The sequence below is a fragment of the Streptomyces sp. NPDC090077 genome (genome assembly GCF_044747545.1).
In the GTDB taxonomy this organism is placed as follows: domain Bacteria; phylum Actinomycetota; class Actinomycetes; order Streptomycetales; family Streptomycetaceae; genus Streptomyces.
Map to the genome: position 1 here is coordinate 32274 of NZ_JBIVEG010000024.1, position 21627 is coordinate 53900.

The following is a 21627-nucleotide window of genomic DNA, read 5'->3' on the forward strand; positions in this document are numbered from 1 at the left end:
AACAATGCGCCCCGCGCGGTGTCACATCCGTCGAAAGACTCGGAGGACCTGCGGTGCACGAACTGCCGCAACAGCTGGTCAACGGCCTGCTACTGGGATCCATGTACGGGCTCGTCGCCATCGGCTACACGATGGTCTATGGCATCGTCCAGCTCATCAACTTCGCCCACGGCGAGATCTTCATGATCGGAGGGTTCGGCGCCTTCTGGGTCTGGACGGCTCTCCCCGGCGGCACCACCATGTGGGTCGCCCTCCCCCTCATGATCATAGGCGCGATCATCGTCGCCACCCTCGTCGCCGTCGGCGCGGAACGCTTCGCCTACCGGCCCCTGCGCAACGCCCCACGGCTCGCGCCGCTCATCACCGCCATCGGCCTCTCCATCGTCCTCCAGCAGGCGGTCTGGGCCTGGTACCCCTCCTCCGTGGTGTTCCCCGAGATCGACGGCGGACCCTTCCACCTCGGCAGCATCACCATCCAGACCGGCGACATCTTCCTCCTGATCGCCGCCCCGCTCTCGATGGCCTTCCTCGGCTTCTTCGTCAAGAAGACCCGCAGCGGCCGCGGCATGCAGGCGACCGCCCAGGACCCCGACACCGCCAAGCTCATGGGCGTCAACACCGACCGCATCATCATGATGGCCTTCGCCCTCGGTGCCGCCTTCGCCGCCATCGGCGCCGTCGCCTACGGCCTCAAGTACGGCGAAGTCAACTTCAAGATGGGCTTCCTCCTCGGCCTCAAGGCGTTCACCGCGGCCGTCCTCGGCGGCATCGGCAACATCTACGGCGCCATGATCGGCGGCATCGTCCTCGGCCTCGCCGAAACCCTGACCACCGCCTACATCGCCGACGTACCGGGCATGCAGCAGCTCGGCGGCCAGTCCTGGGGCAACACCTGGGCGTTCGTACTCCTCATCCTCGTGCTCCTCTTCCGGCCCCAGGGCCTGATGGGTGAGCGCGTGGCGGACAGGGCGTGAGAACCATGACGACCACCACCACAGACACCACGCCGCAGGCCGAGCCCGCCGGCCGCCGGGGAATCGCCTTCCCCGAGAAGACCGCCCGTGCCCTGGCCACCGCCGGCGGCGCCCTCACGGTCATCTCCTGCTTCCTCGCCTGGACCTGGACCTCCAACTTCCCCGGCGACCTCACCGTCTACGGGTACCCCGGCGGCCTCCAGTGGCTCGTCCTCACCGGCGGCGCCCTCACCACCGTCTTCGGCCTCAGCTCCTACGGCGTCAAGGGCCTCCAGTGGCTCGCCCCCGCCGGAACCGACGCCGCCATCAAGCTCTGCGCCCTCGGCACCCTGCTCACCATGGCCTACACGGTCTGGGCGATCAGCAGCACCCTCGGCGGCATCGTCAACCTGGAGCCCGGCGGCTTCGTCGCCCTCGTCACCGCGCTCGTCGCCTGGCTCGGCGCCCGCGCCCTCCCCTTCGAGCGCCCCGTGACCGAGCTCGCGGACCCCGAAGACACCTGGTGGGAGCAGACCAAGCACAACATCTCCAACAGCTGGGCCGTCACCAAGGCCGCCCACGCCAGCGGCACCCCCAAGCCGGCCCGCGAACTCCCGGCCTACGCCGAGATCCTGCTCATCACCGCGGTCCTCGCCGTTGCCCTCGGCGTCTTCACCTACGGCGTGACCACCCCGTACCAGGAACTCTTCATCGGCTTCCTGATCACCGCCGGCTTCGGCTTCACCGCCCTCAACAAGGCCGGCCTGGTCACCCGCTTCACCGCGCTCACCGCCAAGCACCGCAACGTCGCCCTCGTCGGCGCCTTCGTCGCGGCCGCCGCCTTCCCCCTCACCCAGTCCGACGACCAGTACGCGACCCTCGGCGTCAACATCCTCATCTTCGCCACCGTCGCCCTCGGCCTGAACATCGTCGTCGGCCTCACCGGCCTCCTCGACCTCGGCTACGTCGCCTTCCTCGGCGTCGGCGCCTACACCGCGGCCCTGGTCTCCGGCAGCCCCAACTCCCCCTTCGGCGTGCACCTCCCCTTCTGGGCCGCACTCCTGGTCGGCGCCCTCGCCTCCATGGTCTTCGGCGTCCTCATCGGCGCCCCGACCCTGCGGCTGCGCGGCGACTACCTCGCCATCGTCACCCTCGGCTTCGGTGAGATCTTCCGCATCACCATGAACAACCTCGACGGCGTCTCGGGCCCCGACATCACCAACGGCCCGAACGGCATCGCCGGCGTCCCCAACGTCGTCCTCTTCGGATTCGACTTCGGCGCCTCCCACAGCATCGCGGGAATCACGGTCGGCCGCTTCGCCAACTACTTCTTCCTGATGCTCCTGATCACCCTCATCGTGGTCATGGTCTTCCGCCGCAGCGCCGAATCCCGCATCGGCCGCGCCTGGGTCGCCATCCGCGAGGACGAGACCGCCGCCGAGGCCATGGGCATCAACGGCTTCCGCGTCAAGCTCATCGCCTTCGCCCTCGGCGCCACCCTCGCCGGCCTCGCCGGCGCCGTACAGGCCCACGTGAACTACACCGTCACCCCGGACCAGTACGTCTTCGCCAACGCCGTCCCCCCGAACTCCGCCTTCCTCCTCGCGGCGGTCGTCCTCGGCGGCATGGGCACCATCGCCGGCCCCCTCGTCGGCGGCGCCCTCCTCTTCCTCATCCCCAACAAGCTCCAGGGCATGGAGGACCTCCAGCTCCTCGCCTTCGGCGTCGCACTCGTCATCCTCATGCGCCTGCGCCCCGAAGGCCTCATCCCCAACCGGCGCAACCAGCTCGAACTCCACAAGGACCTCGAAGCGCCCGCAGTCCTCGGCAAGGCAGGGGCCTGATCCATGACCACCACCACGACCGAAACGGCCACCGCCGAGACCGTCCTCGACGCCCGCGGTGTGACGATGCGCTTCGGCGGCCTCACCGCCGTCAAGAACGTCGACCTCACCGTCCGCAGCGGCGAGATCGTCGGCCTCATCGGCCCCAACGGCGCCGGCAAGACCACCTTCTTCAACTGCCTCACCGGCCTCTACGTCCCCACCGAGGGCGAAGTCCGGTACAAGGGCACGGTCCTGCCCCCCAAGTCCTTCAAGGTCACCGCGGCCGGCATCGCCCGCACCTTCCAGAACATCCGTCTCTTCAACAACATGACGGTCCTGGAGAACGTCCTCGTCGGACGCCACACCCGCACCAAGGAAGGGCTCTGGTCCGCCCTCCTGCGCCTGCCCAGCTTCGGCCGGGAGGAGCAGGCCAGCCGCGAGCGCGCGATGGAACTCCTGGAGTTCATCGGCCTGGAGCACAAGGCCGACCACCTCGCCCGCAACCTCCCCTACGGCGAGCAGCGCAAGCTGGAGATCGCCCGCGCCCTCGCCAGCGACCCCGGCCTCATCCTCCTGGACGAGCCCACCGCCGGCATGAACCCGCAGGAGACCCGGGCCGCCGAAGAGCTCATCTTCGCCATCCGGGACAAGGGCATCGCCGTCCTCGTCATCGAGCACGACATGCGCTTCATCTTCAACCTCTGCGACCGCGTCGCCTGCCTCGTCCAGGGCGAGAAGCTCATCGAAGGCACCGCGGGCGAGGTCCAGAGCGACGAGCGCGTCGTCGCCGCCTACCTCGGCGAACCCTTCGAAGGCGCCCCCGGCGCCGAGGAGGCGGCCGAGGTCGAGGCCGCGGAGGCCGCGGCGGAGGCCGAGGTCGTCGCCGAGGCCGAGGCCGCCGTCGAGGCGGCCGAGGAAGAGGCCGCCGCCGCCGGCGAGACCGGCGCGGCGGACAGCACCACCAGCACGGACGGAGAAGCCAAGTGACCGCACTCCTGGAGGTCGAGGACCTCAGCGTCGCCTACGGCAAGATCGAAGCCGTCAAGGGCATCTCCTTCAGCGTCAACGAGGGCGAGATCGTCACCCTCATCGGCACCAACGGCGCCGGCAAGACGACCACCCTGCGGACCCTGTCCGGCCTGATCAAGCCCAAGGGCGGCCAGATCAAGTTCCAGGGCAAGTCGCTGAAGAAGGTCCCCGCGCACGACATCGTCGCGCTCGGGCTCGCCCACTCCCCCGAGGGGCGGCACATCTTCCCGCGCATGTCGATCGAGGACAACCTCCTCCTCGGCGCCTTCCTGCGCAACGACAAGGAAGGCATCCAGAAGGACGTCCAGCGCGCCTACGACCTCTTCCCCATCCTGGGAGAGCGCCGCAAGCAGGCCGCCGGCACCCTCTCGGGCGGTGAGCAGCAGATGCTCGCCATGGGCCGCGCGCTCATGTCGCAGCCGAAGCTGCTCATGCTGGACGAGCCCTCGATGGGCCTCTCCCCGCTGATGATGCAGAAGATCATGGCGACCATCGCCGAGCTCAAGGCGGCCGGCACCACGATCCTGCTCGTCGAGCAGAACGCCCAGGCCGCGCTGTCGCTGGCCGACCAGGGCCACGTCATGGAGATCGGCAAGATCGTCCTGTCGGGCCCGGGCCGCGAGCTCCTCGTCAACGAGGACGTCCGCAAGGCCTACCTCGGCGAGGACTGACCCCCGCCGGCTCCGCCGCACAGCCGTGAGGCCCGTCTCCCCTCGGGGGGAGACGGGCCTCACGCGTTCCCGCGCCTTGCGACGTGCTACTTGCCGGCGTTCTGCTTCTTCTCCTCGGCGTCCTCGATGACCGCCTCGGCGACCTGCTGCATGGACATGCGGCGGTCCATGGAGGTCTTCTGGATCCACCGGAACGCGGCCGGCTCGGACAGCTTGTACTCGGTCTGCAGGATGCTCTTGGCCCGGTCGACGAGCTTGCGGGTCTCCAGGCGCGCGGAGAGGTCCGCGACCTCCTTCTCCAGCGCCTTCAGCTCGGCGAACCGGGAGACGGCCATCTCGATGGCCGGGACGACGTCGCTCTTGCTGAAGGGCTTGACCAGGTACGCCATGGCCCCGGCGTCCCGCGCCCGCTCGACGAGGTCGCGCTGCGAGAACGCGGTGAGCATGAGCACGGGGGCGATGGACTCCTCCGCGATCTTCTCGGCGGCGGAGATCCCGTCGAGGACGGGCATCTTCACGTCGAGGATCACCAGGTCGGGCCGGTGCTCCCGGGCGAGCTCCACGGCCGCCTGCCCGTCCCCGGCCTCGCCGACGACGGAGTAGCCCTCCTCTTCGAGCATCTCTTTCAGGTCGAGACGGATGAGCGCCTCGTCCTCGGCGATGACGACGCGGGTCGTCAGCGGCGGAACGTGCGACTGGTCGGCGTCGGGCGTGGGCGTCGACTCGTGCTCGGCGGTCACGGGGGCTCCTCTTTGCGGGGCATAACAAGCTCCCCCGAGCCTACCTAGCTCCTGTAAGGTGGTGCCACGCAGGGATCCTGTTTCCCTTCGTTTCTTAGGCCCCAGTACTCCAACTGGTCAGAGAGGCCGCTCTCAAACAGCGGACAGTGTGGGTTCGAATCCCACCTGGGGCACCTTTCCTTTAATTCCAAGGTCACGATAAATCGACAGGCCTTACCCCCTTCAGGGAATTCCGGCAGAAACGCACTCACGGCCGCGGAATTCTCCCCAACGTCGCCCGTATGTACGATCCGGCGGCTCTCCGCGCCCGGCGAACCCGCATCGACCCGCCAGGCCCTCACGGACGCCCACGTCGGCCCGAAGTACTGAGCCCCGTCCAGGTCCGGGACGCGTGGAGCTAGGTTGAGGGGGTCAACGGTGGACGTGGTTGGAGGGACGTTTCGGTGAGCGAGAAGGCTCGGAAGCTGTTCGATGCGCTGGATCTGAACCATGACGGTGAGCTGACCCGGGCCGAGGTGATCTCGGCACTGCGCGACAAGGGGCCGACGCTGGCGGCGCGCGGGGACCTGCCGTTCTGGGGGCTGGGGGACGGGGACGCGTCGTCGGCGTTGTTCGACGCGGCCGACAAGAACGGTGACGCGGTGTTGTCGTTCGAGGAGTTCGAGGCCGAGGTGGACCGCCGGTTCGGCTGGTCGTAGGGGGTCGGTCTCACTCGCGGCGTTCGAGGCCCTGCAGGACGGTTCTGACGTGGGCTTCGGCGTCGGCGGGGTCGAGGGGGGCGTGTTCGACGAGGAGGCGGTACCAGAAGGGGCCGAAGACCAGGTCCGTGGCGTGGGTCAGGTCGGTGCCGGCGGGGATTTCCCGGCGGGCGAGGGCGCGGGTGAGGAGACGTCCGACGAGTTCGCGGCGGGTCCGTACCCATGCGCGGAAGGCTTCGGCGAAGGCGGAGTCTAGTTGGGCTTCGGCCATGAGGCCGGTGAGGGCCTTGGCGCGGACGGGGTCGCGGCCGATGGCGTAGAGGTCGGCGGCGAAGGCGGTGAGGTCGCCTTCGAGGGTGCCGGTGTCGGGTTCGGGGACGCGGGTGGCGGTTTCGTGGGCGTAGGCGTCCATGACGAGGGCGGGCTTGGACTTCCACCAGCGGTAGACGGTGCTCTTGGCGACGTTGGCGCGTTTGGCGACCCCTTCGATGGTGAGGGCGCCGTAGCCGTTCTCGACGAGTAGGGCTGCGGTGGCTTCGAGGACGGAGTGGTGGGCGTCTTCGTTGCGGATGCGTCCGCCGGTGCGGGGCGGCTGCGGGTTCTGGGGAGTGGTTGACACGGCATCACGATAGCCCTACCGTTTATCGAAACGCTGCGTAGCGTTTCGATAAGTCGCCCGGCCATCGGGCGGGACTTCAGGGGGATGGGCATGAGCAGGATCGTGATCGTGCACGGGTACGGGATGGGCAGCGGCGAGCACTGGTACCCGTCGGTGGCGCGGGAGCTGTCGGGTGAGGGGCACGAGGTGCGGGTGCCGGACTTCCCGGAGCCCTTCGCGCCGGATGCCGGCTCGTGGCTGAAGGAGCTGGCGGGGCAGGTGGAGGGCGTGCCGGCGGGTGAGGCGGTGCTGGTGGGGCACAGCCTGGGAGGGGTGAACGTGCTGCGTCTGCTTCAGGAGCACGACACCGCGGCCGAGGGGCCGTTCGCGGGGGTGGTGTTCGTGGCGTCGATGGCCGGCGAGGTGGGGTACGACGCGTTGGCGCCGTTCTTCTCTCCGGAGTTCGACTGGGCGCGGATCCGTGGGGCGGCTCGGGAGTTCCGGGTGCTGCACGCGGCGGATGATCCGGTGACGGGTGCGGCGACCTCTGAGCATGTGATGCGGTTCGTGACGGAGTTGGGGGCGACGGCGACCGTGACCGCGTCGGGCGGGCATTTTCCCAGTACGGGTGAGAGCCGGTTGGAGCTGCCCGACGCGGTGCGGTTGATACGCGAGGTGCTGTAGCGGCCGTGGTGGCCGGGGTCAGCGGACCGGGTCGCCGATGTGGTGGATGCGGACGAGGTTGGTCTTGCCGGTGACGCCGGGGGGCGAGCCGGCGGTGATGACGACGACGTCGCCGGGGACGCAGCGTCCGATGCGCAGGAGTTCCTCTTCGACCTGGGCGACCATGGCGTCGGTGGAGTCGACGTGGGGGCCGAGGAAGGTTTCGACGCCCCAGGTGAGGTTGAGCTGGGAACGGGTGGCCGGGTCGGGGGTGAAGGCGAGGAGGGGGATGGGGCTGCGGTAGCGGGAGAGGCGGCGGACGGTGTCGCCGCTCTGGGTGAAGGCGACGAGGAACTTGGCGTCGAGGAAGTCGCCCATCTCGGCGGCCGCGCGGGCGACGGCGCCGCCCTGGGTGCGGGGCTTGTTGCGGTCGGTGAGGGGCGGGAGGCCCTTGGCGAGGATGTCCTCTTCGGCCGCTTCGACGATGCGGGACATGGTGCGGACGGTCTCGACGGGGTATTTGCCGACGCTGGTCTCGCCGGAGAGCATGACGGCGTCGGTGCCGTCGATGACGGCGTTGGCGACGTCGGAGGCCTCGGCGCGGGTGGGGCGGCTGTTGTCGATCATCGAGTCGAGCATCTGGGTGGCGACGATGACCGGCTTGGCGTTGCGCTTGGCGAGCTTGATGGCGCGCTTCTGGACGATCGGGACCTGTTCCAGGGGCATTTCGACGCCGAGGTCGCCGCGGGCGACCATGATGCCGTCGAAGGCGGCGACGATGTCGTCGATGCTCTCGACCGCCTGGGGCTTCTCGATCTTCGCGATGACGGGGAGGCGCCGGCCTTCCTCGTCCATGATGCGGTGGACGTCCTCGATGTCGCGGCCGGTGCGGACGAAGGAGAGGGCGATGACGTCGGCACCGGTGCGCAGGGCCCAGCGGAGGTCTTCGATGTCCTTCTCGGAGAGCGCGGGGACGGAGACGGCGACGCCGGGGAGGTTGAGGCCCTTGTGGTCGGAGACCATGCCGCCTTCGATGACGCGGGTGCGGACCCGGGGGCCGTCGACGGCGGTGACCTCCAGGGTGACGCGGCCGTCGTCGACGAGGATGCGTTCGCCGGTCGTGACGTCGGCGGCGAGGCCCTTGTAGGTGGTGCCGCAGGTGTGGCGGTCGCCCTGGTGCTCGTCGACGGTGATGGTGAACTCGTCGCCGCGTTCAAGGAGTACGGGGCCTTCGCGGAAGCGGCCGAGGCGGATCTTCGGGCCTTGAAGGTCGGCGAGGATGCCGACGCTGCGGCCCGTCTCGTCGGCGGCCTTCCGTACGCGCTGGTAGCGCTCCTCGTGTTCGGCGTAGGTGCCGTGGCTGAGGTTGAGGCGGGCGATGTCCATTCCGGCTTCGACCAGGGCTTTGATCTGGTCGTACGAGTCGGTGGCGGGGCCCAGGGTACATACGATTTTCGCTCGGCGCATGGGGCGAGCGTATGCCCTACCGGGGGGTAGGAAATGAGGTCCGGGCGTCTCCTCAACAACCTTTGGGCAAAAGCTTGTTGACATTATTTGAATGTGCGTGGGGGTGCTCCGATGAGCACCCCCCGTGGGGGTGCTCAGAGTCGGGGCGGGGTCATCGTGAAGCGGGCGTTGACCTGGGCGAAGACGGTCTGGCGCTGGGGTTCGAGGTCGAGGGGCGGGGCGCCGGCGTCCTCGGCGGGTGCGGCGAAGGCCATGGCGCGCATGCCGCCGCCGGGGTGGGGGTAGGGGGCGGCTTCCTCGGCGCCGAGGTCGGCGAGTTCGACGAGTGCGGCGAGTTCGGAGCCGAGGGCGCGGGCGTATTCGCGGGCGCGCTGGACGGCTTCGAGCACGGCCTGGCGGCGGGCTTCGCCGTGGGCGGGCGAGCTGGGGCGCAGGGCCCACCAGGGGCCGTCGACCTGGGTGAGTTCGAGGTCGGCGAGGCGGGTGGTGAGTTCGCCGAGGGTGGTGAAGTCGCTCAGTTCGGCGTTGATGTGGACGCGGCCGTGGTAGGCGCGGACGCGCTCGCCGCGGCCGTGGCGGGTGAGTTCGGGGGTGATGGAGAAGGAACCGGTCTCGATCTTCTCGACGGGTTCGCCGTAGCTCTTGAGGAGTTCGAGGACGGCGTTGTTGCGGCGGGTGAGGTCGTCGAGGGCGGTGCGGCGGTCGGTGCCGCGGGCGCCGACGGTGATGCCGATGCGGGCGATTTCGGGGTCGACTTCGAGGCGGGCTTCTCCGCGGACGGCGACGCGGGGGACCTCGGGGGTTCCGTAGGGCTGGTGGGCGGCGTTCGGTGCGTCCTGGGTCATGGTTTCACTCTCGCACCGCCGCCCGTACGGGTGTGGTCATCGGATCGAAACCTGAGGGGGGTGTTGCTGCTTGTTACCGGTGAGTCAGAATCTACGCGCGTCGTTCACGCTTCGTAACACGCCTCACAAGGGGAGATGGCAATGGCGTTTGACCGTAGGACGTTCATGGGGGCTTCGGCCGCCACGGGTGCGGCTGTGGCGATGGCGGGGGCCACGAGCTCTCCGGCCGCCGCCGCGGCCGCGCCCTCGAAGGGGTCCAAGACCTACGCGTTCACCGTGATGGGCACGACCGACCTGCACGGGAACGTCTTCAACTGGGACTACTTCACGGACAAGGAGTTCGACGACAAGGCCCACAACGACGTCGGCCTGGCGAAGATCTCGACGCTGGTGGAGCAGGTCCGCAAGGAGAAGGGGCGCTGCAACACGCTGCTGATCGACGCGGGTGACACGATCCAGGGGACGCAGCTCTCGTACTACTACGCGAAGGTGGACCCGATCACCGCGCGGCGGGGTCCGGTGCACCCGATGGCGCAGGCGATGAACGCGATCGGGTACGACGCGGCGGCGCTGGGCAACCACGAGTTCAACTACGGCATCCCGGTGCTGCGCAAGTTCGAGGAGCAGTGCCGCTTCCCGCTGCTGGGGGCGAACGCGCTGGACGCGAAGACGCTGAAGCCGGCGTTCCCTCCGTACAGCATGCACCGGCTGCGGACCCCGCACGGGCGGGACGTAAAGGTGGCGGTGCTGGGGCTGACGAACCCGGGGATCGCGATCTGGGACAAGGCCAACGTGCAGGGGAAGATGACGTTCCCGGGCCTGGAGGAGCAGGCGGCGAAGTACGTGCCGAAGCTGCGGTCGATGGGCGCGGACGTGGTGATCGTGTCGGCGCACTCGGGGTCGAGCGGTACGTCCTCGTACGGTGACCAGCTGCCGTACGTCGAGAACGCGGCGGGTCTGGTGGCCGAGCAGGTGGCGGGGATCGACGCGATCCTGGTGGGGCACGCGCACACGGAGATCCCCGAGTACCGGGTGAAGAACAAGGCGACCGGCAAGGACGTGGTGCTGTCGGAGCCGCTGAAGTGGGGCCAGCGGCTGACGCTGTTCGACTTCGAGCTGACCTGGGACAAGGGCCGCTGGTCGGTGGCGAAGGTGTCGGCGAAGGTGCTGAACTCGAACACGGCCGCCGAGGACCCGAAGATCACGCGCCTGCTGTCGGACGAGCACGCCAAGGTGGTGGCGTACGTCAACCAGGTGATCGGGACCTCGACGCAGGCGATGTCCTCGGCCGAGGGGCCGGTGAAGGACGTGCCGATCATCGACCTGATCAACCACGTGCAGGCGGAGACGGTGAAGGCGGCGCTGGCCGGTACCGAGTGGGGCTCGCTGCCGGTGCTGTCGCAGGCGTCCTGCTTCTCCCGGACGGCGGCGATACCGGCGGGCCGGGTGACGATCCGGGACGCGGCGGGACTGTACCCGTTCGAGAACACCCTGGAGGCGCGTCTGCTGACGGGTGCGCAGCTGAAGGACTACCTGGAGTACTCGGCGCGGTACTACGTGCAGACGGCTCCGGGCGGTGCGGTGGATCCGGCGAAGCTGACGAACGCGGAGAGCATCCCGGACTACAACTACGACGCGGTGTACGGGCTGACGTACGACATCGACATCGCGCAGCCGGTGGGTTCGCGGATCACGGGGCTGTCGTTCGCGGGCAAGCCGGTGGATCCGGCCGGGCAGTTCGTGTTCGCGGTGAACAACTACCGGGCTTCGGGCGGCGGGGCGTTCCCGCACGTGCCGAAGGCGAAGCAGCTGTGGGCGAACTCGGACGAGATCCGCAACACGATCATCCAGTGGGTGAAGGCGAAGGGCACGGTGGATCCGACGCAGTTCGCCTCGGTCGACTGGAGGCTGACGCGGGCGGGCGTGCCGGTGTTCTAGTCCCCTTCGTGGTGCGTGCGGCCGGGTCCTGCTGTGGCGGGGCCCGGCCGTTCGTGTCAGGGGTGGTCGACGAGCGGGCGGAGTTCGACCGGGGGGCGGGGCCGGGCGGGGGCGCGCTGTTCGAGGCCGAAGGTGGTGAAGGCGGTGCGGTGGGGCTGGGGGTAGGGCTCCTTGCCGGTGAGGGTGTTGAGGATGGCGGCGCTGCGCCAGGCGGCGAGGCCGAGGTCGGGGGTGCCGACGCCGTGGGTGTGGCGTTCGCCGTTCTGGACGAAGACGGTGCCGCTGACGGAGGGGTCGAGGACCATGCGGTAGCGGTCGTCGATGCGGGGGCGGCCGGAGGAGTCCTTGCGCATGTAGGGGTCGAGGCCGGCGAAGAGGCTGGTGAGGGGGCGGTCCCGGTAGCCGGTGGCGAGGACGACGGCGTCGGTGGTGAGGCGGGAGCGGGTGCCCTGCTGGGTGTGTTCGAGGTGGAGTTCGACCTTGGTGGTGGCGACGCGGCCGGCGGTGCGGACGGTGACTCCGGGGGTGAGGACGGTGTCGGGCCAGCCGCCGTGGAGGGTGCGCCGGTAGAGCTCCTCGTGGATGGCGGCGATGGTGGCGGTGTCGATGCCCTTGTGGAGCTGCCACTGGGCGGGGACGAGCCGGTCGCGGACGGGTTCGGGGAGGTCGTGGAAGTAGCGGGTGTAGTCGGGGGTGAAGTGTTCCAGGCCGAGCTTGGAGTACTCCATGGGGGCGAAGGAGGGGGTGCGGGCGAGCCAGGAGAGGCGTTCGCGGCCGGCCGGGCGGCTGCGGAGCAGGTCGAGGAAGACTTCGGCGCCCGACTGGCCCGAGCCGATGACGGTGACGTGTTCGGCGCCGAGGATGCGCTGCCGGTTGTCGAGGTAGTCGGCGGAGTGGATGACGGGGACGGTGGGGGCGTCGGCGAGGGGCCGCAGGGGTTCGGGGACGTAGGGGGCGGTGCCGATGCCGAGGACGAGGTTGCGGGTGTAGGTGCGGCCGAGGGCTTCGGCTTCCCCGTCGGGGTCGAGCTGGGTGTAGTCGACTTCGAAGAGGTCGCGTTCGGGGTTCCAGCGGACGGCGTCGACCTGGTGGCCGAAGTGGAGTCCGGGGAGGCGTCCGGCGACCCAGCGGCAGTAGGCGTCGTATTCGGCGCGCTGGATGTGGAACTGCTCGGCGAAGTAGAAGGGGAAGAGCCGTTCCTTGTGCTTGAGGTAGCTGAGGAAGGTCCAGGGGCTGGCCGGGTCGGCGAGGGTGACGAGGTCGGCGAGGAAGGGGACCTGGAGGGTGGCTCCGTCGAGGAGGAGTCCGGGGTGCCAGCGGAAGTCGCGGCGCTGGTCGTAGAAGACGGTGGCGAGCCGGTCGGCGCCCTGGGCGGGGAGGCCGTGGGCGAGGGCGGCGAGGGAGAGGTTGAAGGGTCCGATGCCGATTCCGACGAGGTCGTGGGGTGCATCGAGCTGGGCGGTCATCGGTGGGTGCTGCCTTCCAGGAGGGCGACGAGGGTGTCCAGGTCCCGCGCGGTGGTGTGGGGGTTGAGCAGGGTCGCCTTGAGCCAGAGCCGGCCGTCGGCGGTGGCGCGGCCGAGGACGGCGGTGCCGTCGTGGAGGAGGGTGCGGCGCAGGGCGGCGATGCGGTCGTCGTCGGCGGGGGTGGGCCGGAAGAGGACCGTGGTGAGGGTGGGGTGCGCGTGGAGTTCGAAGCCGGGGTGTGCGTCGAGGAGTTCGGCGAGCCGGTGGGCGGTGGCGCAGGTGTGGTCGATGAGCCGGGCGAGGCCGTCGCGGCCGAGTGAGCGGAGGGTGGCGGCGATCTTGAAGGCGTCGGGGCGGCGGGTGGTGCGCAGGGAGCGGCCGAGGAGGTCGGGCAGGCCCGCTTCGGTGTCGTCGGCGGCGTTGAGGTAGTCGGCCTGGTGGGCGAGGGGGGCCAGGAGGTCGCTGTCGGGGACGGCGAGGAGGCCGGCGGCGACGGGCTGCCAGCCGAGCTTGTGGAGGTCGACGGTGACCGAGCGGGCGCGGTGCAGGCCGGTCAGCTTGGCGCGGTGGCGGGGGCTGAATACGAGGGCTCCGCCGTAGGCGGCGTCGACGTGGAGTTCGGCGCGGTGGCGGGCGCAGACGTCGGCGAGGGCGTCGAGGGGGTCGATGAGCCCCGCGTCGGTGGTGCCTGCGGTGGCGGTGACGAGGGCGGGGCCGGGGGTGTGGGCGAGGGCCGCGTCGAGGGTGGCGGGGTCGAGGGTGCCGGTGGGGGTGGGGAGGGCGGTGGCGGGCGGGAGGCCGAGGAGCCAGGCGGCGCGGGGGACGGAGTGGTGGGCGTTCGCCCCGTGCAGGACGGTGAGGCGGGGGCCGTGGCGTTCGCGGGCGAGGAGCAGGGCCAGCTGGTTGGCTTCGGTGCCGCCGGTGGTGAGGAGGGCGTCCGCGCGGGGGCCGGCGTAGAACTCGGCGGCCAGGGCGCGGGTGAGGAGCGCCTCGACGGCGGAGGCGGCGGGGGCCTGGTCCCAGGAGTCGAGGGAGGGGTTCAGCGCGCTGACGGCGAGGTCGGCGGCGACCGCGACGGCGAGCGGGGGGCAGTGCAGGTGGGCCGCGCAGAGCGGGTCGGCGGGGTCTGCGGCGCCGGCGGCGAGGGTGTGCACGAGGGTGGCCAGGGCTTCGTGGTCGCCGGTGCCGTGGGCGGGGAGTACGTCGCCCAGTGCGGCCCGGACGCGGGCCGTGACGGTGTCGGGGCCGCCGGCGGGGAGGGGGCCCTTGCGTTCCTCGGCGCCGGTGCGGAGGGCGGTGAGGACGGTGTCGAGGAGGGGGCGGAGGGCGTCTGCCGCGTGGGGGCCGCCGGCCAGGGGCGCTGGCGCTGGCTCGGTCATCGGTCCTCCTGCTGTCACCGGGGTGGGCGGGACACCCGGCCGGTACAACGATCAGACCCGAATGGGGTAACCGGTGGGGGACGACGAGTTGCCGGTGCGGTGTGCCGGTGCCGTGTGCCGGTGCGCGGGGCGAGGTCCCCTGCCCTCCCCCGGACCCCGTGCCTCAAAGGCCGGCGGGGCCGGATTCGGACATGGCTGAGCGCCGCAGTTGCCAGGTCAGTACCAACTGCGGCGCTCGGTATGGGGGGGGGCTGGGGTCAGCCGGCGAGGAGGGTGAGGGTGTCGATCACGCGGTTCGAGAAGCCCCACTCGTTGTCGTACCAGGCGACGACCTTGACGTGGCGGCCCTCGACGCGGGTGAGCTCGGAGTCGAAGATCGAGGAGGCCGGGTTGCCCGTGATGTCGGAGGACACCAGCGGGTCGTCCGAGTACTCCAGTACGCCGGCCAGCGGGCCCGCGGCGGCGGTGCGGTAGGCCTCCAGGACCTGCTCGCGGGTCACGTCGCGGGAGACGGTGGTGTTGAGCTCGACGATGGAGCCCACCGGTACGGGTACGCGGATGGAGTCGCCGGACAGCTTGCCGTCGAGCTGCGGCAGGACCAGGCCGATGGCCTTCGCGGCGCCCGTCGAGGTCGGGACGATGTTGACGCCGGCGGCGCGGGCGCGGCGCGGGTCGCGGTGCGGGCCGTCCTGGAGGTTCTGCTCCTGGGTGTAGGCGTGCACCGTGGTCATGAAGCCGTGCTCGATGCCGGCGAGGTCGTCCAGGACGGCGGCCAGCGGCGCGAGGGCGTTGGTCGTGCAGGAGGCGTTCGAGACGACCGTGTGCAGTTCCGCGTCGTAGGCGTCGGTGTTGACGCCGTAGGCGAGGGTGACGTCGGCGCCGTCGGAGGGGGCGCTGACGAGGACCTTGCGGGCGCCGGCCTTGATGTGGGCGCGGGCGGCCTCGGCGGAGGTGAAGCGGCCGGTGGCTTCCAGGACGAGGTCGACCTCGAGGTCGGCCCACGGCAGCTGGGCGGGCTCGCGCTCGGCGAGGACCTTGATGCGGTGGCCGTCGACGACGAGGACGTCGCCTTCGACGGTGACCGGGCGGCCGAGGCGGCCGGAGGTGGTGTCGTAGGCGAGCAGGCGGGCCAGGGTCTTCGGCTCGGTGAGGTCGTTGATGGCGACGACCTGGAGGTCCGTGTCGCGTTCGAGGAGCGCACGCAGCACGTTGCGTCCGATGCGGCCGAATCCGTTGATGGCGATGCGAGTCATGTGAGCGTGTCCCTTCCGTTCGCACCATCAGGTTCGCCGGTGGGGAGCGCACGTGACAGGGGCGAGATCGCCATGGTTCGCAAGGATCCCGCCAGGGGGCGTCAGTCGCCCTGCGTGAAGGTGCGGCGGTACTCGGTGGGGGTGGTGTCGAGGATGCGCTGGAAGTGGAGGCGCAGGTTGGCGCCGGTACCGAGGCCGACGTCGGCGGCGATCTGCTCGACTCCGCGTTCGGAGCGTTCGAGGAGTTCGCGGGCGAGGTCGATGCGGGCGCGCATGACCCATTGCATGGGGGTGTAGCCGGTGTCCTCGACGAAGCGGCGGGAGAAGGTGCGGGCGGAGACGGCGGCGTGCTGGGCGAGGGTTTCGAGGGTGAGGGGTTCGGCGAGGCGGTGCAGGGCCCATTCGCGGGTGGCGGCGAAGCGTTCGCCGAGCGGTTCGGGGACGCTGCGCGGTACGTACTGGGCCTGGCCGCCGCTGCGGTAGGGGGCGGCGACGAGCCGGCGGGCGGCGTGGTTGGAGGCGGCGATGCCGAGGTCGCGGCGCAGGATGTGCAGGCAGAGGTCGATGCCGGAGGCGGCGCCGGCGGAGGTGAGGACGCTGCCTTCGTCGACGAAGAGGACGTTCTCGTCGACGTGCACGAGGGGGTGTTTGGCGGCGAGGGCACGCGCGTAATGCCAGTGGGTGGTGGCGCGCTTGCCGTCGAGGAGGCCGGTGGCGGCGAGGGCGAAGGCGCCGGTGGAGATCGCGGCGAGGCGGGCGCCGCGCCGGTGGGCGGCGGTGAGGGCGTCGAGGACGGCCGGGGGCGGGTCGTCGCGGTCGGGGAAGCGGTAGCCGGGGACGAAGACGATGTCGGCCCAGGCGAGGGCGTCGAGTCCGTGGGTGACGTAGTAGGAGAGTCCGTCGCCGCCGGTGACGAGGCCGGGTGCGGCGCCGCAGACGCGGACCTCGTACGGCATGCTCGCGCGGGTCGTGAAGACCTGTGCGGGGATGCCGACGTCGAGCGGTTTGGCCCCTTCGAGGACGAGAACGGCGACGCGGTGCAGGGGGGAGGGCGGCACAGGACGAAGCGTACGCGGGCGGGCGGGGCCCGTCGGGCGGCCGGGGCGGTGGCGCGGCCGCCCGACGGGCGGGGTGCGTACGGGGTCAGGCGCCGCGGACGCGCAGGGCGCGGGCGAGGTCGTCGAGCTGGTCGACGAGGACGCGGCGCATCATCGGGATGATCTCGGGGTCTTCGAGGCAGGTGTGGCCGGCCTCCAGGTTGGCGGGGTCGATGGCGTGGGCGGGGAAGGCCCAGCGGCCGGCGGCGTCCGCGATGGCGGGGCCGCGGCGGGTGGCGAGGGCGACGGCCTCGGGGTAGTAGCGGGGTACGTACTCGCTGAGGAGGCCGGCCTGTTCGGGCTGCCAGAAGCCGTGGGCGGTGGCGGTGAAGAGGTAGTTGGACAGGGTGTCGTCGTGGAAGAGGCGCTGCCAGGCGGCGGCCTTGGCCTCGGGGGTGGGCAGGGAGGCGTGGCAGCGGGCGGCGCCCTGCGCTCCGGTGGCGCTGGGGTCCTCGGCGAGGGCGGCGTCGATGGCGGCCGCGTCGACGGCGCCGAGGACGGAGAGGCGGGCGAGGATGCGCCAGCGGAGTTCGGGGTCGAGTGCGGGGCCGCCGGGGACGGTGCCGTCGGCGAGCCAGGCGGCGAGGGTGTCGGGCTGGGTGGCGCTGTCGATGAAGGTGCGTACGGCGGCGAGGCGCAGGCCGGGGTCGCTGCCGTCCTCGGTGCGGCGCAGCAGGTCGCGGGTGGCGGAGGTGATGAGGCCGAGGGCGGTGTCGCGGTCGGCGGGGGCGGCGTAGCGGTCGGCGACCTGGGTGCGGGCGAAGCCGAGGACGCCCTGGACGACGGCGAGGTCGGATTCCTCGGGGATGTGGGCGTCGAGGGTGTGGAGGAAGTCGAAGGGGTCGAGTTCGCCGTCGCGGACCATGTCGCGCAGGGAGCCCCAGACGACGGCGCGGGTGAGCGGGTCGGGGATGCGGGAGAGGCCGCGGAGGGCGGTTTCGAGGGAGGTCTCGTCGAGGCGGATCTTGGCGTAGGTGAGGTCGCCGTCGTTGAGGACGAGGAGGTCGGGGCGGGGGCCGGCGGCGGAGAGGACCTCGTCGGTGGGGACGTCGAGGTCGAGGAGTGCGGTGCGTTCGAGGGCGCCGTCGGCGGCGCCGGTGTAGGTGCCGGCCTGGATGCGGTGGGGGCGGCTGCCGTTGCGGTCGACGGTGAGGGTCCAGCCGTCGGCGCCGTCCTGGATGCGGGGGGTGAGGGTGTCGATGCCGGTGGTGCGCAGCCAGCTCCGGGCCCAGGTGTGGACGTCGCGGTCGGTGTGGGCGGCGAGGGAGTCCACGAAGTCGGCGAGGGAGGCGTTGGCGAACTTGTGGCGGGCGAAGTGGGTGTTGATGCCGGCGAGGAAGTCCTTCTCGCCGAGCCAGGCGACGAGCTGGCGCAGGGCGGAGGCGCCCTTGGCGTAGGAGATGCCGTCGAAGTTGAGGAGGGCGGAGGCGGTGTCGGGGACGTCGTCGGGGCCGGGGGCGACGGGGTGGGTGGAGGGGCGCTGGTCGGCGGCGTAGCCCCAGGGCTTGCGCTCCATGCCGAACTCGGTCCAGGTGCCGGTGAAGCGGGTGGCTTCGGTGAGGGTCTGGTAGCCCATGTACTCGGCGAAGGACTCGTTGAGCCAGATGTCGTCGAACCAGGCGAGGGTGACGAGGTCGCCGAACCACATGTGGGCCATCTCGTGGGCGATGACCATGGCGCGGCGCTGGCGTTCGGTGTCGGTGACGGCGGAGCGGAAGACGAACTCGTCGCGGAAGGTGACGAGGCCGGGGTTCTCCATGGCGCCGGCGTTGAACTCGGGGACGAACGCCTGGTCGTAGGAGTCGAAGGGGTAGGGCTCGGTGAACTTCTCGTGGTAGCGGTCGAAGCAGTCGGTGGTGACGGAGAGGATCTCGTCGGCGTCGGCGTCGAGGTGGGGGGCGAGGGACTTGCGGCAGTGGATGCCGAAGGGCAGTCCGGCGTGGGTGGTGGTGACGCTGTGCCAGGGGCCTGCGGCGACGGCGGCGAGGTAGGTGGAGATGACGGGGGTGGCGGCCGACTGCCAGAGGCCGGCGCCGTCGCCTTCGCGGTCGCCGGTGCGGGTGGTGATGCCGTTGGTGAGGACGGTCCAGTGTGCGGGGGCGGCGATGGTGAACGCGAAGACGGCCTTCAGGTCGGGCTGGTCGAAGGCGGGGAAGACGCGCTGGACGTCGTCCATGAACATCTGGGAGTAGACGTACGTCTCCCCGTCCGCGGGGTCGGTGAAGCGGTGCAGTCCCTCGCCGGTGCGGGAGTAGCGCATGGAGGCGTCGATGCGCAGCTCGTGGGGGCCGGGGGTGAGGCCGGTGAGCGGGAGGCGGTTGCCGTCGAGGGCGGCGGTGTCGAGGGGGGTGCCGTCGAGGGTGGCGGTGCGCAGCTCTTCCGGCTTGAGTTCGACGAAGGTGTCTCCGGCGGTGCGGGCGGTGAACCGGATGACGGTGGCGGAGTCGAAGGTCTCGTCGCCGGTGGTGAGGTCGAGGCTGACGACGTAGTCGTGGACGTCGAGGAGCTGGGCTCGGAGCTGCGCTTCGTTGCGCGTCAGTGCGGACATGCGGCCCATGCTGCCGGATGGCCGCGCCCGCTCCCAGGGGGTGTGGCGGGCGGGGCCGGGCGGGTTGCCCGGCCCGGGGGTCCGCTACTCCTCGCCGGCGGCGATGGTCTCGTGGTGGCGGATGACTTCGGCGATGATGAAGTTGAGGAGCTTCTCGGCGAAGGCCGGGTCGAGTTTGGCGCTTTCGGCGAGCTGGCGGAGGCGGGCGATCTGGCTGGCCTCGCGGCCCGGGTCGGCCGGGGGAAGCTGGTGCTTGGCCTTGAGGTGGCCGACCTGCTGGGTGCACTTGAAGCGCTCGGCGAGCATGTGGACCACGGCCGCGTCGATGTTGTCGATGCTGTCGCGCAGGCGGGACAGTTCGGCGGTGACGTTCTCGTCGATCTCGTCGATGTCGCTGTTGTTCATGGTTCCCGAGCTTACGTGGCGGGCGGCGTCGGCACCTCTGTCAGTCGGTCCGTGAGACGGGGGGCGGGGCGGCCGGTTCACAGGGGCAGGTGGGCGGTGACGAGCCAGCCGCCTTCGGGGGTGGGGCCGGCGGTGAGGGAGCCGCCGAGGGCTTCGGCGCGTTCGGCCATTCCGGCGAGGCCGTAGCCGCCGCCGCGGGCGTTCTCGGAGAGCCGGGCGGGGTGTCCGCCGTCGTCGGCGATGCGTACTTCGAGGCCGGTGGGGACGGTGCGGAGGCCGATGCGGACGGCGGTGGCGGTGGCGGCGTGTTTGGCGATGTTGGTGAGGGCTTCGAGGACGATGCGGTGGGCGGTCGCGGCGGCGGGGGCGGAGAGGCGGGTTTCGAGTCCCTGTTCGACGTAGAGGACGACGGGCGGGCCGGTGGCGGAGAAGCGTTCGGTGAGTGCGCGGATGTCGGCGAGGCCGGCGACGGGGGCGGTGGCGGGCCGGGCGGCGGGGGCTTCGTCCTCGCGGAGGATCTTGACGAGGCGGCGCATGGAGGCGAGGGCCGCGTCGCCGGCGGTTTCGATGCGGCCGAGGACCTCGGCGGCGCGGGCGGCGTCGACGCGGGTGAAGCGGGCGGCGCGGGCCTCGACGACGATGCCGGTGACGTGGTGGGCGACGAGGTCGTGGAGTTCGCGGGCGAGTTCCAGGCGTTCGGCGGTGCGTACGGCGTGCAGTTCGCGGACGCGCTGGACGGACTGGAGGCGCAGGAGGAGGGAGTAGGCGGTCACGACGACGGCGAGGACGGAGAAGAGGAGGGTGAACCGGCCGGGGGTGGTGTCGCGGACGGGGGCGGCCATGCAGCCGAGGCCGAGGAGGGGGCCGAGTACGGCGGCGGTGCGGGCGGGGGCGCGCAGCAGGACCTGGGAGAGCAGGACGAGCAGGGCGAGTGCTTCGCCGGCGCCCCAGACGACGACGGGGCGGTTGCCGAAGATCAGCAGGAGGGTGACGGTCCAGGTGGTGGCGGCGGCGAACCAGGCGCGGGCCAGGAGGGGGATGCCGGGCCAGGGGGCGGCGCTGAGGCAGACGAGGATCCCGGAGACCCAGACGGCGGCGTGCGGCGGGCTGGGCTGGCGGGCGAGGGCGATGCCTTCGAAGGTGACGAGGGCGAGCAGGAGCAGGCAGAGCAGCAGCCGGATCCAGCCGGCGGCGCGGGGGTGGCGGCGCGCCCAGGAGGCGAGGGGGCTCACGCCCGCTCCCGGGGTCCCGTCCTGTCGGCCGGGGGGCCGGGTGTCCGTGCCGGGTGGGCGCGGTGGTGGGGGCGGGTCACGCGGCCGTGGCGGCGAGGCCGCTCTCCCAGGCCCAGGCGGCGATCTCGACGCGGTTGCGGGCGTCGAGTTTGGCCTGGACGTTGGCGAGGTGGGTCTTGACGGTGGAGAGGGAGACGTACAGTTCGGCGGCGATCTCGGCGTTGGTGAGTCCGCGGGCGAGGCAGCGCACGACGTCCCGTTCGCGTTCGGTGAGGGGCTCGGCGGGGCGGCGGGCGCTCTGGGCGGCGGGGGTGCGGGGGGCCATCTCGCGCAGCAGGCGCACGGTGATGGCGGGTGAGACGAGGGCGTCGCCGACGGCCGCGGCGCGGACGGCTTCGACGAGCATGGCCGGGCTGGCGTCCTTGAGGAGGAAGCCGGAGGCTCCGCCGTGCAGGGCCGCGTGGACGTACTCGTCGAGGTCGAAGGTGGTGACGATGACGATGCGGGGGGCGTCCTGGCCGGCGAGGCGGCGGGTGACTTCGAGTCCGTCGAGCCGGGGCATGCGGATGTCGAGGAGGAGGACGTCGGGCCGGTGCTCGGCGACGGCCGCGAGGGCCGCTTCGCCGTCGACGACGTCGGCGACGACCTCGATGTCGGGCACGCTTTCGAGGATCATGCGGAATCCGGTCCTGACCATCTCCTGGTCGTCCGCGATGACCACTCTGATCGTCATGCGCCGCCTGCCCCACTGTCGCCCGCCGATGCCGCTGGATTCCTCCCATGGGACCCGCGCGCGCCGGGGCCCGCAACCCGGGGGCG

The 21627-nt window shown here is 71.2% G+C and carries 19 protein-coding genes and 1 tRNA gene; 8 read left to right on the forward strand and 12 right to left on the reverse strand.

Annotated features, from left to right (window positions below):
* The first annotated feature begins 53 nt into the window (after positions 1-53).
* From ACIPW5_RS30170 to ACIPW5_RS30185, 4 genes are read left to right on the forward strand one after another with little or no spacing between them, the layout of a single operon-like run.
* Positions 54-974, forward strand: a complete 921-nt coding sequence (locus ACIPW5_RS30170) for a branched-chain amino acid ABC transporter permease (protein WP_401251554.1) — start codon at positions 54-56, stop codon at positions 972-974.
* Positions 971-2797 carry a branched-chain amino acid ABC transporter permease gene (locus ACIPW5_RS30175; RefSeq protein ID WP_401251557.1) on the forward strand — a complete coding sequence of 609 codons (1827 nt, stop codon included), beginning with the start codon at positions 971-973 and terminating at the stop codon, positions 2795-2797. Before ACIPW5_RS30170 ends, ACIPW5_RS30175 begins: the two co-directional genes overlap by 4 nt.
* 3 nt (positions 2798-2800) lie before the next feature.
* A complete protein-coding gene (locus ACIPW5_RS30180; RefSeq protein ID WP_401251560.1) occupies positions 2801-3766 on the forward strand; it encodes an ABC transporter ATP-binding protein in 966 nt (321 codons plus the stop codon).
* Positions 3763-4479, forward strand: a complete 717-nt coding sequence (locus tag ACIPW5_RS30185) for an ABC transporter ATP-binding protein (protein WP_401251563.1) — start codon at positions 3763-3765, stop codon at positions 4477-4479. The genes ACIPW5_RS30180 and ACIPW5_RS30185 overlap by 4 nt, the downstream gene beginning before the upstream one ends.
* Before the next feature lie 86 nt (positions 4480-4565).
* Here the strand turns inward: ACIPW5_RS30185 and ACIPW5_RS30190 are convergent, their stop codons facing one another.
* The gene (locus ACIPW5_RS30190) at positions 4566-5219 is read right to left on the reverse strand and encodes an ANTAR domain-containing response regulator (RefSeq protein ID WP_401251566.1); all 654 of its coding nucleotides are present in this window, start codon (positions 5217-5219) and stop codon (positions 4566-4568) included.
* A gap of 98 nt (positions 5220-5317) precedes the next feature.
* On the opposite strand from ACIPW5_RS30190, the gene ACIPW5_RS30195 reads away from it, so the two are divergent.
* Together ACIPW5_RS30195 and ACIPW5_RS30200 are read left to right on the forward strand one after the other, a co-directional pair.
* Positions 5318-5392, forward strand: a tRNA-Leu gene (locus tag ACIPW5_RS30195).
* Positions 5393-5662: 270 nt separating this feature from the next.
* Positions 5663-5917, forward strand: a complete 255-nt coding sequence (locus ACIPW5_RS30200) for an EF-hand domain-containing protein (protein WP_401251569.1) — start codon at positions 5663-5665, stop codon at positions 5915-5917.
* Positions 5918-5927: 10 nt separating this feature from the next.
* On the opposite strand, the gene ACIPW5_RS30205 is transcribed toward ACIPW5_RS30200, so the two are convergent.
* Positions 5928-6536, reverse strand: coding sequence for a TetR/AcrR family transcriptional regulator (locus ACIPW5_RS30205; RefSeq protein WP_401251572.1), 609 nt, complete (start codon positions 6534-6536; stop codon positions 5928-5930).
* 90 nt (positions 6537-6626) lie between these two features.
* Between ACIPW5_RS30205 and ACIPW5_RS30210 the strand changes: the two genes are divergently transcribed.
* Positions 6627-7199: an RBBP9/YdeN family alpha/beta hydrolase gene (locus ACIPW5_RS30210; RefSeq protein ID WP_401251575.1), complete on the forward strand. Its 573-nt coding sequence runs from the start codon at positions 6627-6629 to the stop codon at positions 7197-7199.
* Between the two features lie 18 nt (positions 7200-7217).
* Here the strand turns inward: ACIPW5_RS30210 and pyk are convergent, their stop codons facing one another.
* Together pyk and ACIPW5_RS30220 are read right to left on the reverse strand one after the other, a co-directional pair.
* Positions 7218-8645: a pyruvate kinase gene (pyk, locus tag ACIPW5_RS30215; RefSeq protein ID WP_401251578.1), complete on the reverse strand. Its 1428-nt coding sequence runs from the start codon at positions 8643-8645 to the stop codon at positions 7218-7220.
* A 134-nt stretch (positions 8646-8779) separates the two neighbouring features.
* Complete coding sequence (locus tag ACIPW5_RS30220; protein ID WP_401251581.1) at positions 8780-9490, reverse strand: SIMPL domain-containing protein; 711 nt, start codon at positions 9488-9490, stop codon at positions 8780-8782.
* A 141-nt stretch (positions 9491-9631) separates the two neighbouring features.
* Between ACIPW5_RS30220 and ACIPW5_RS30225 the strand changes: the two genes are divergently transcribed.
* The gene (locus ACIPW5_RS30225; protein ID WP_401251583.1) at positions 9632-11428 is read left to right on the forward strand and encodes a bifunctional metallophosphatase/5'-nucleotidase; all 1797 of its coding nucleotides are present in this window, start codon (positions 9632-9634) and stop codon (positions 11426-11428) included.
* Positions 11429-11484: 56 nt separating this feature from the next.
* Here ACIPW5_RS30225 and ACIPW5_RS30230 read toward each other — a convergent pair whose 3' ends face one another.
* The 8 genes from ACIPW5_RS30230 to ACIPW5_RS30265 all read right to left on the reverse strand — a co-directional run bounded on the left by ACIPW5_RS30230 (position 11485) and on the right by ACIPW5_RS30265 (position 21541).
* The gene (locus ACIPW5_RS30230; RefSeq protein ID WP_401251586.1) at positions 11485-12894 is read right to left on the reverse strand and encodes a lysine N(6)-hydroxylase/L-ornithine N(5)-oxygenase family protein; all 1410 of its coding nucleotides are present in this window, start codon (positions 12892-12894) and stop codon (positions 11485-11487) included.
* Entirely contained in the window at positions 12891-14273 is a 1383-nt protein-coding gene (locus tag ACIPW5_RS30235) for a pyridoxal phosphate-dependent decarboxylase family protein (protein ID WP_401251589.1), read from the reverse strand. The genes ACIPW5_RS30230 and ACIPW5_RS30235 overlap by 4 nt, the downstream gene beginning before the upstream one ends.
* Positions 14274-14530: 257 nt before the next feature.
* Positions 14531-15526 (reverse strand): type I glyceraldehyde-3-phosphate dehydrogenase, encoded by a 996-nt coding sequence (gap, locus tag ACIPW5_RS30240; RefSeq protein WP_401251592.1) that lies wholly within the window; start codon positions 15524-15526, stop codon positions 14531-14533.
* Between the two features lie 101 nt (positions 15527-15627).
* On the reverse strand, positions 15628-16584 hold the full coding sequence (locus ACIPW5_RS30245) for a GlxA family transcriptional regulator (protein ID WP_401251595.1): 957 nt from the start codon (positions 16582-16584) through the stop codon (positions 15628-15630).
* A gap of 85 nt (positions 16585-16669) precedes the next feature.
* The gene (gene pepN, locus ACIPW5_RS30250; RefSeq protein WP_401251598.1) at positions 16670-19171 is read right to left on the reverse strand and encodes an aminopeptidase N; all 2502 of its coding nucleotides are present in this window, start codon (positions 19169-19171) and stop codon (positions 16670-16672) included.
* Positions 19172-19255: 84 nt separating this feature from the next.
* A complete protein-coding gene (locus ACIPW5_RS30255) occupies positions 19256-19576 on the reverse strand; it encodes a chorismate mutase (RefSeq protein ID WP_125817182.1) in 321 nt (106 codons plus the stop codon).
* Between the two features lie 77 nt (positions 19577-19653).
* On the reverse strand, positions 19654-20808 hold the full coding sequence (locus ACIPW5_RS30260) for a sensor histidine kinase (protein WP_401251602.1): 1155 nt from the start codon (positions 20806-20808) through the stop codon (positions 19654-19656).
* Positions 20809-20884: 76 nt separating this feature from the next.
* Entirely contained in the window at positions 20885-21541 is a 657-nt protein-coding gene (locus ACIPW5_RS30265) for a response regulator (protein WP_401251605.1), read from the reverse strand.
* Positions 21542-21627: the final 86 nt, after the last annotated feature.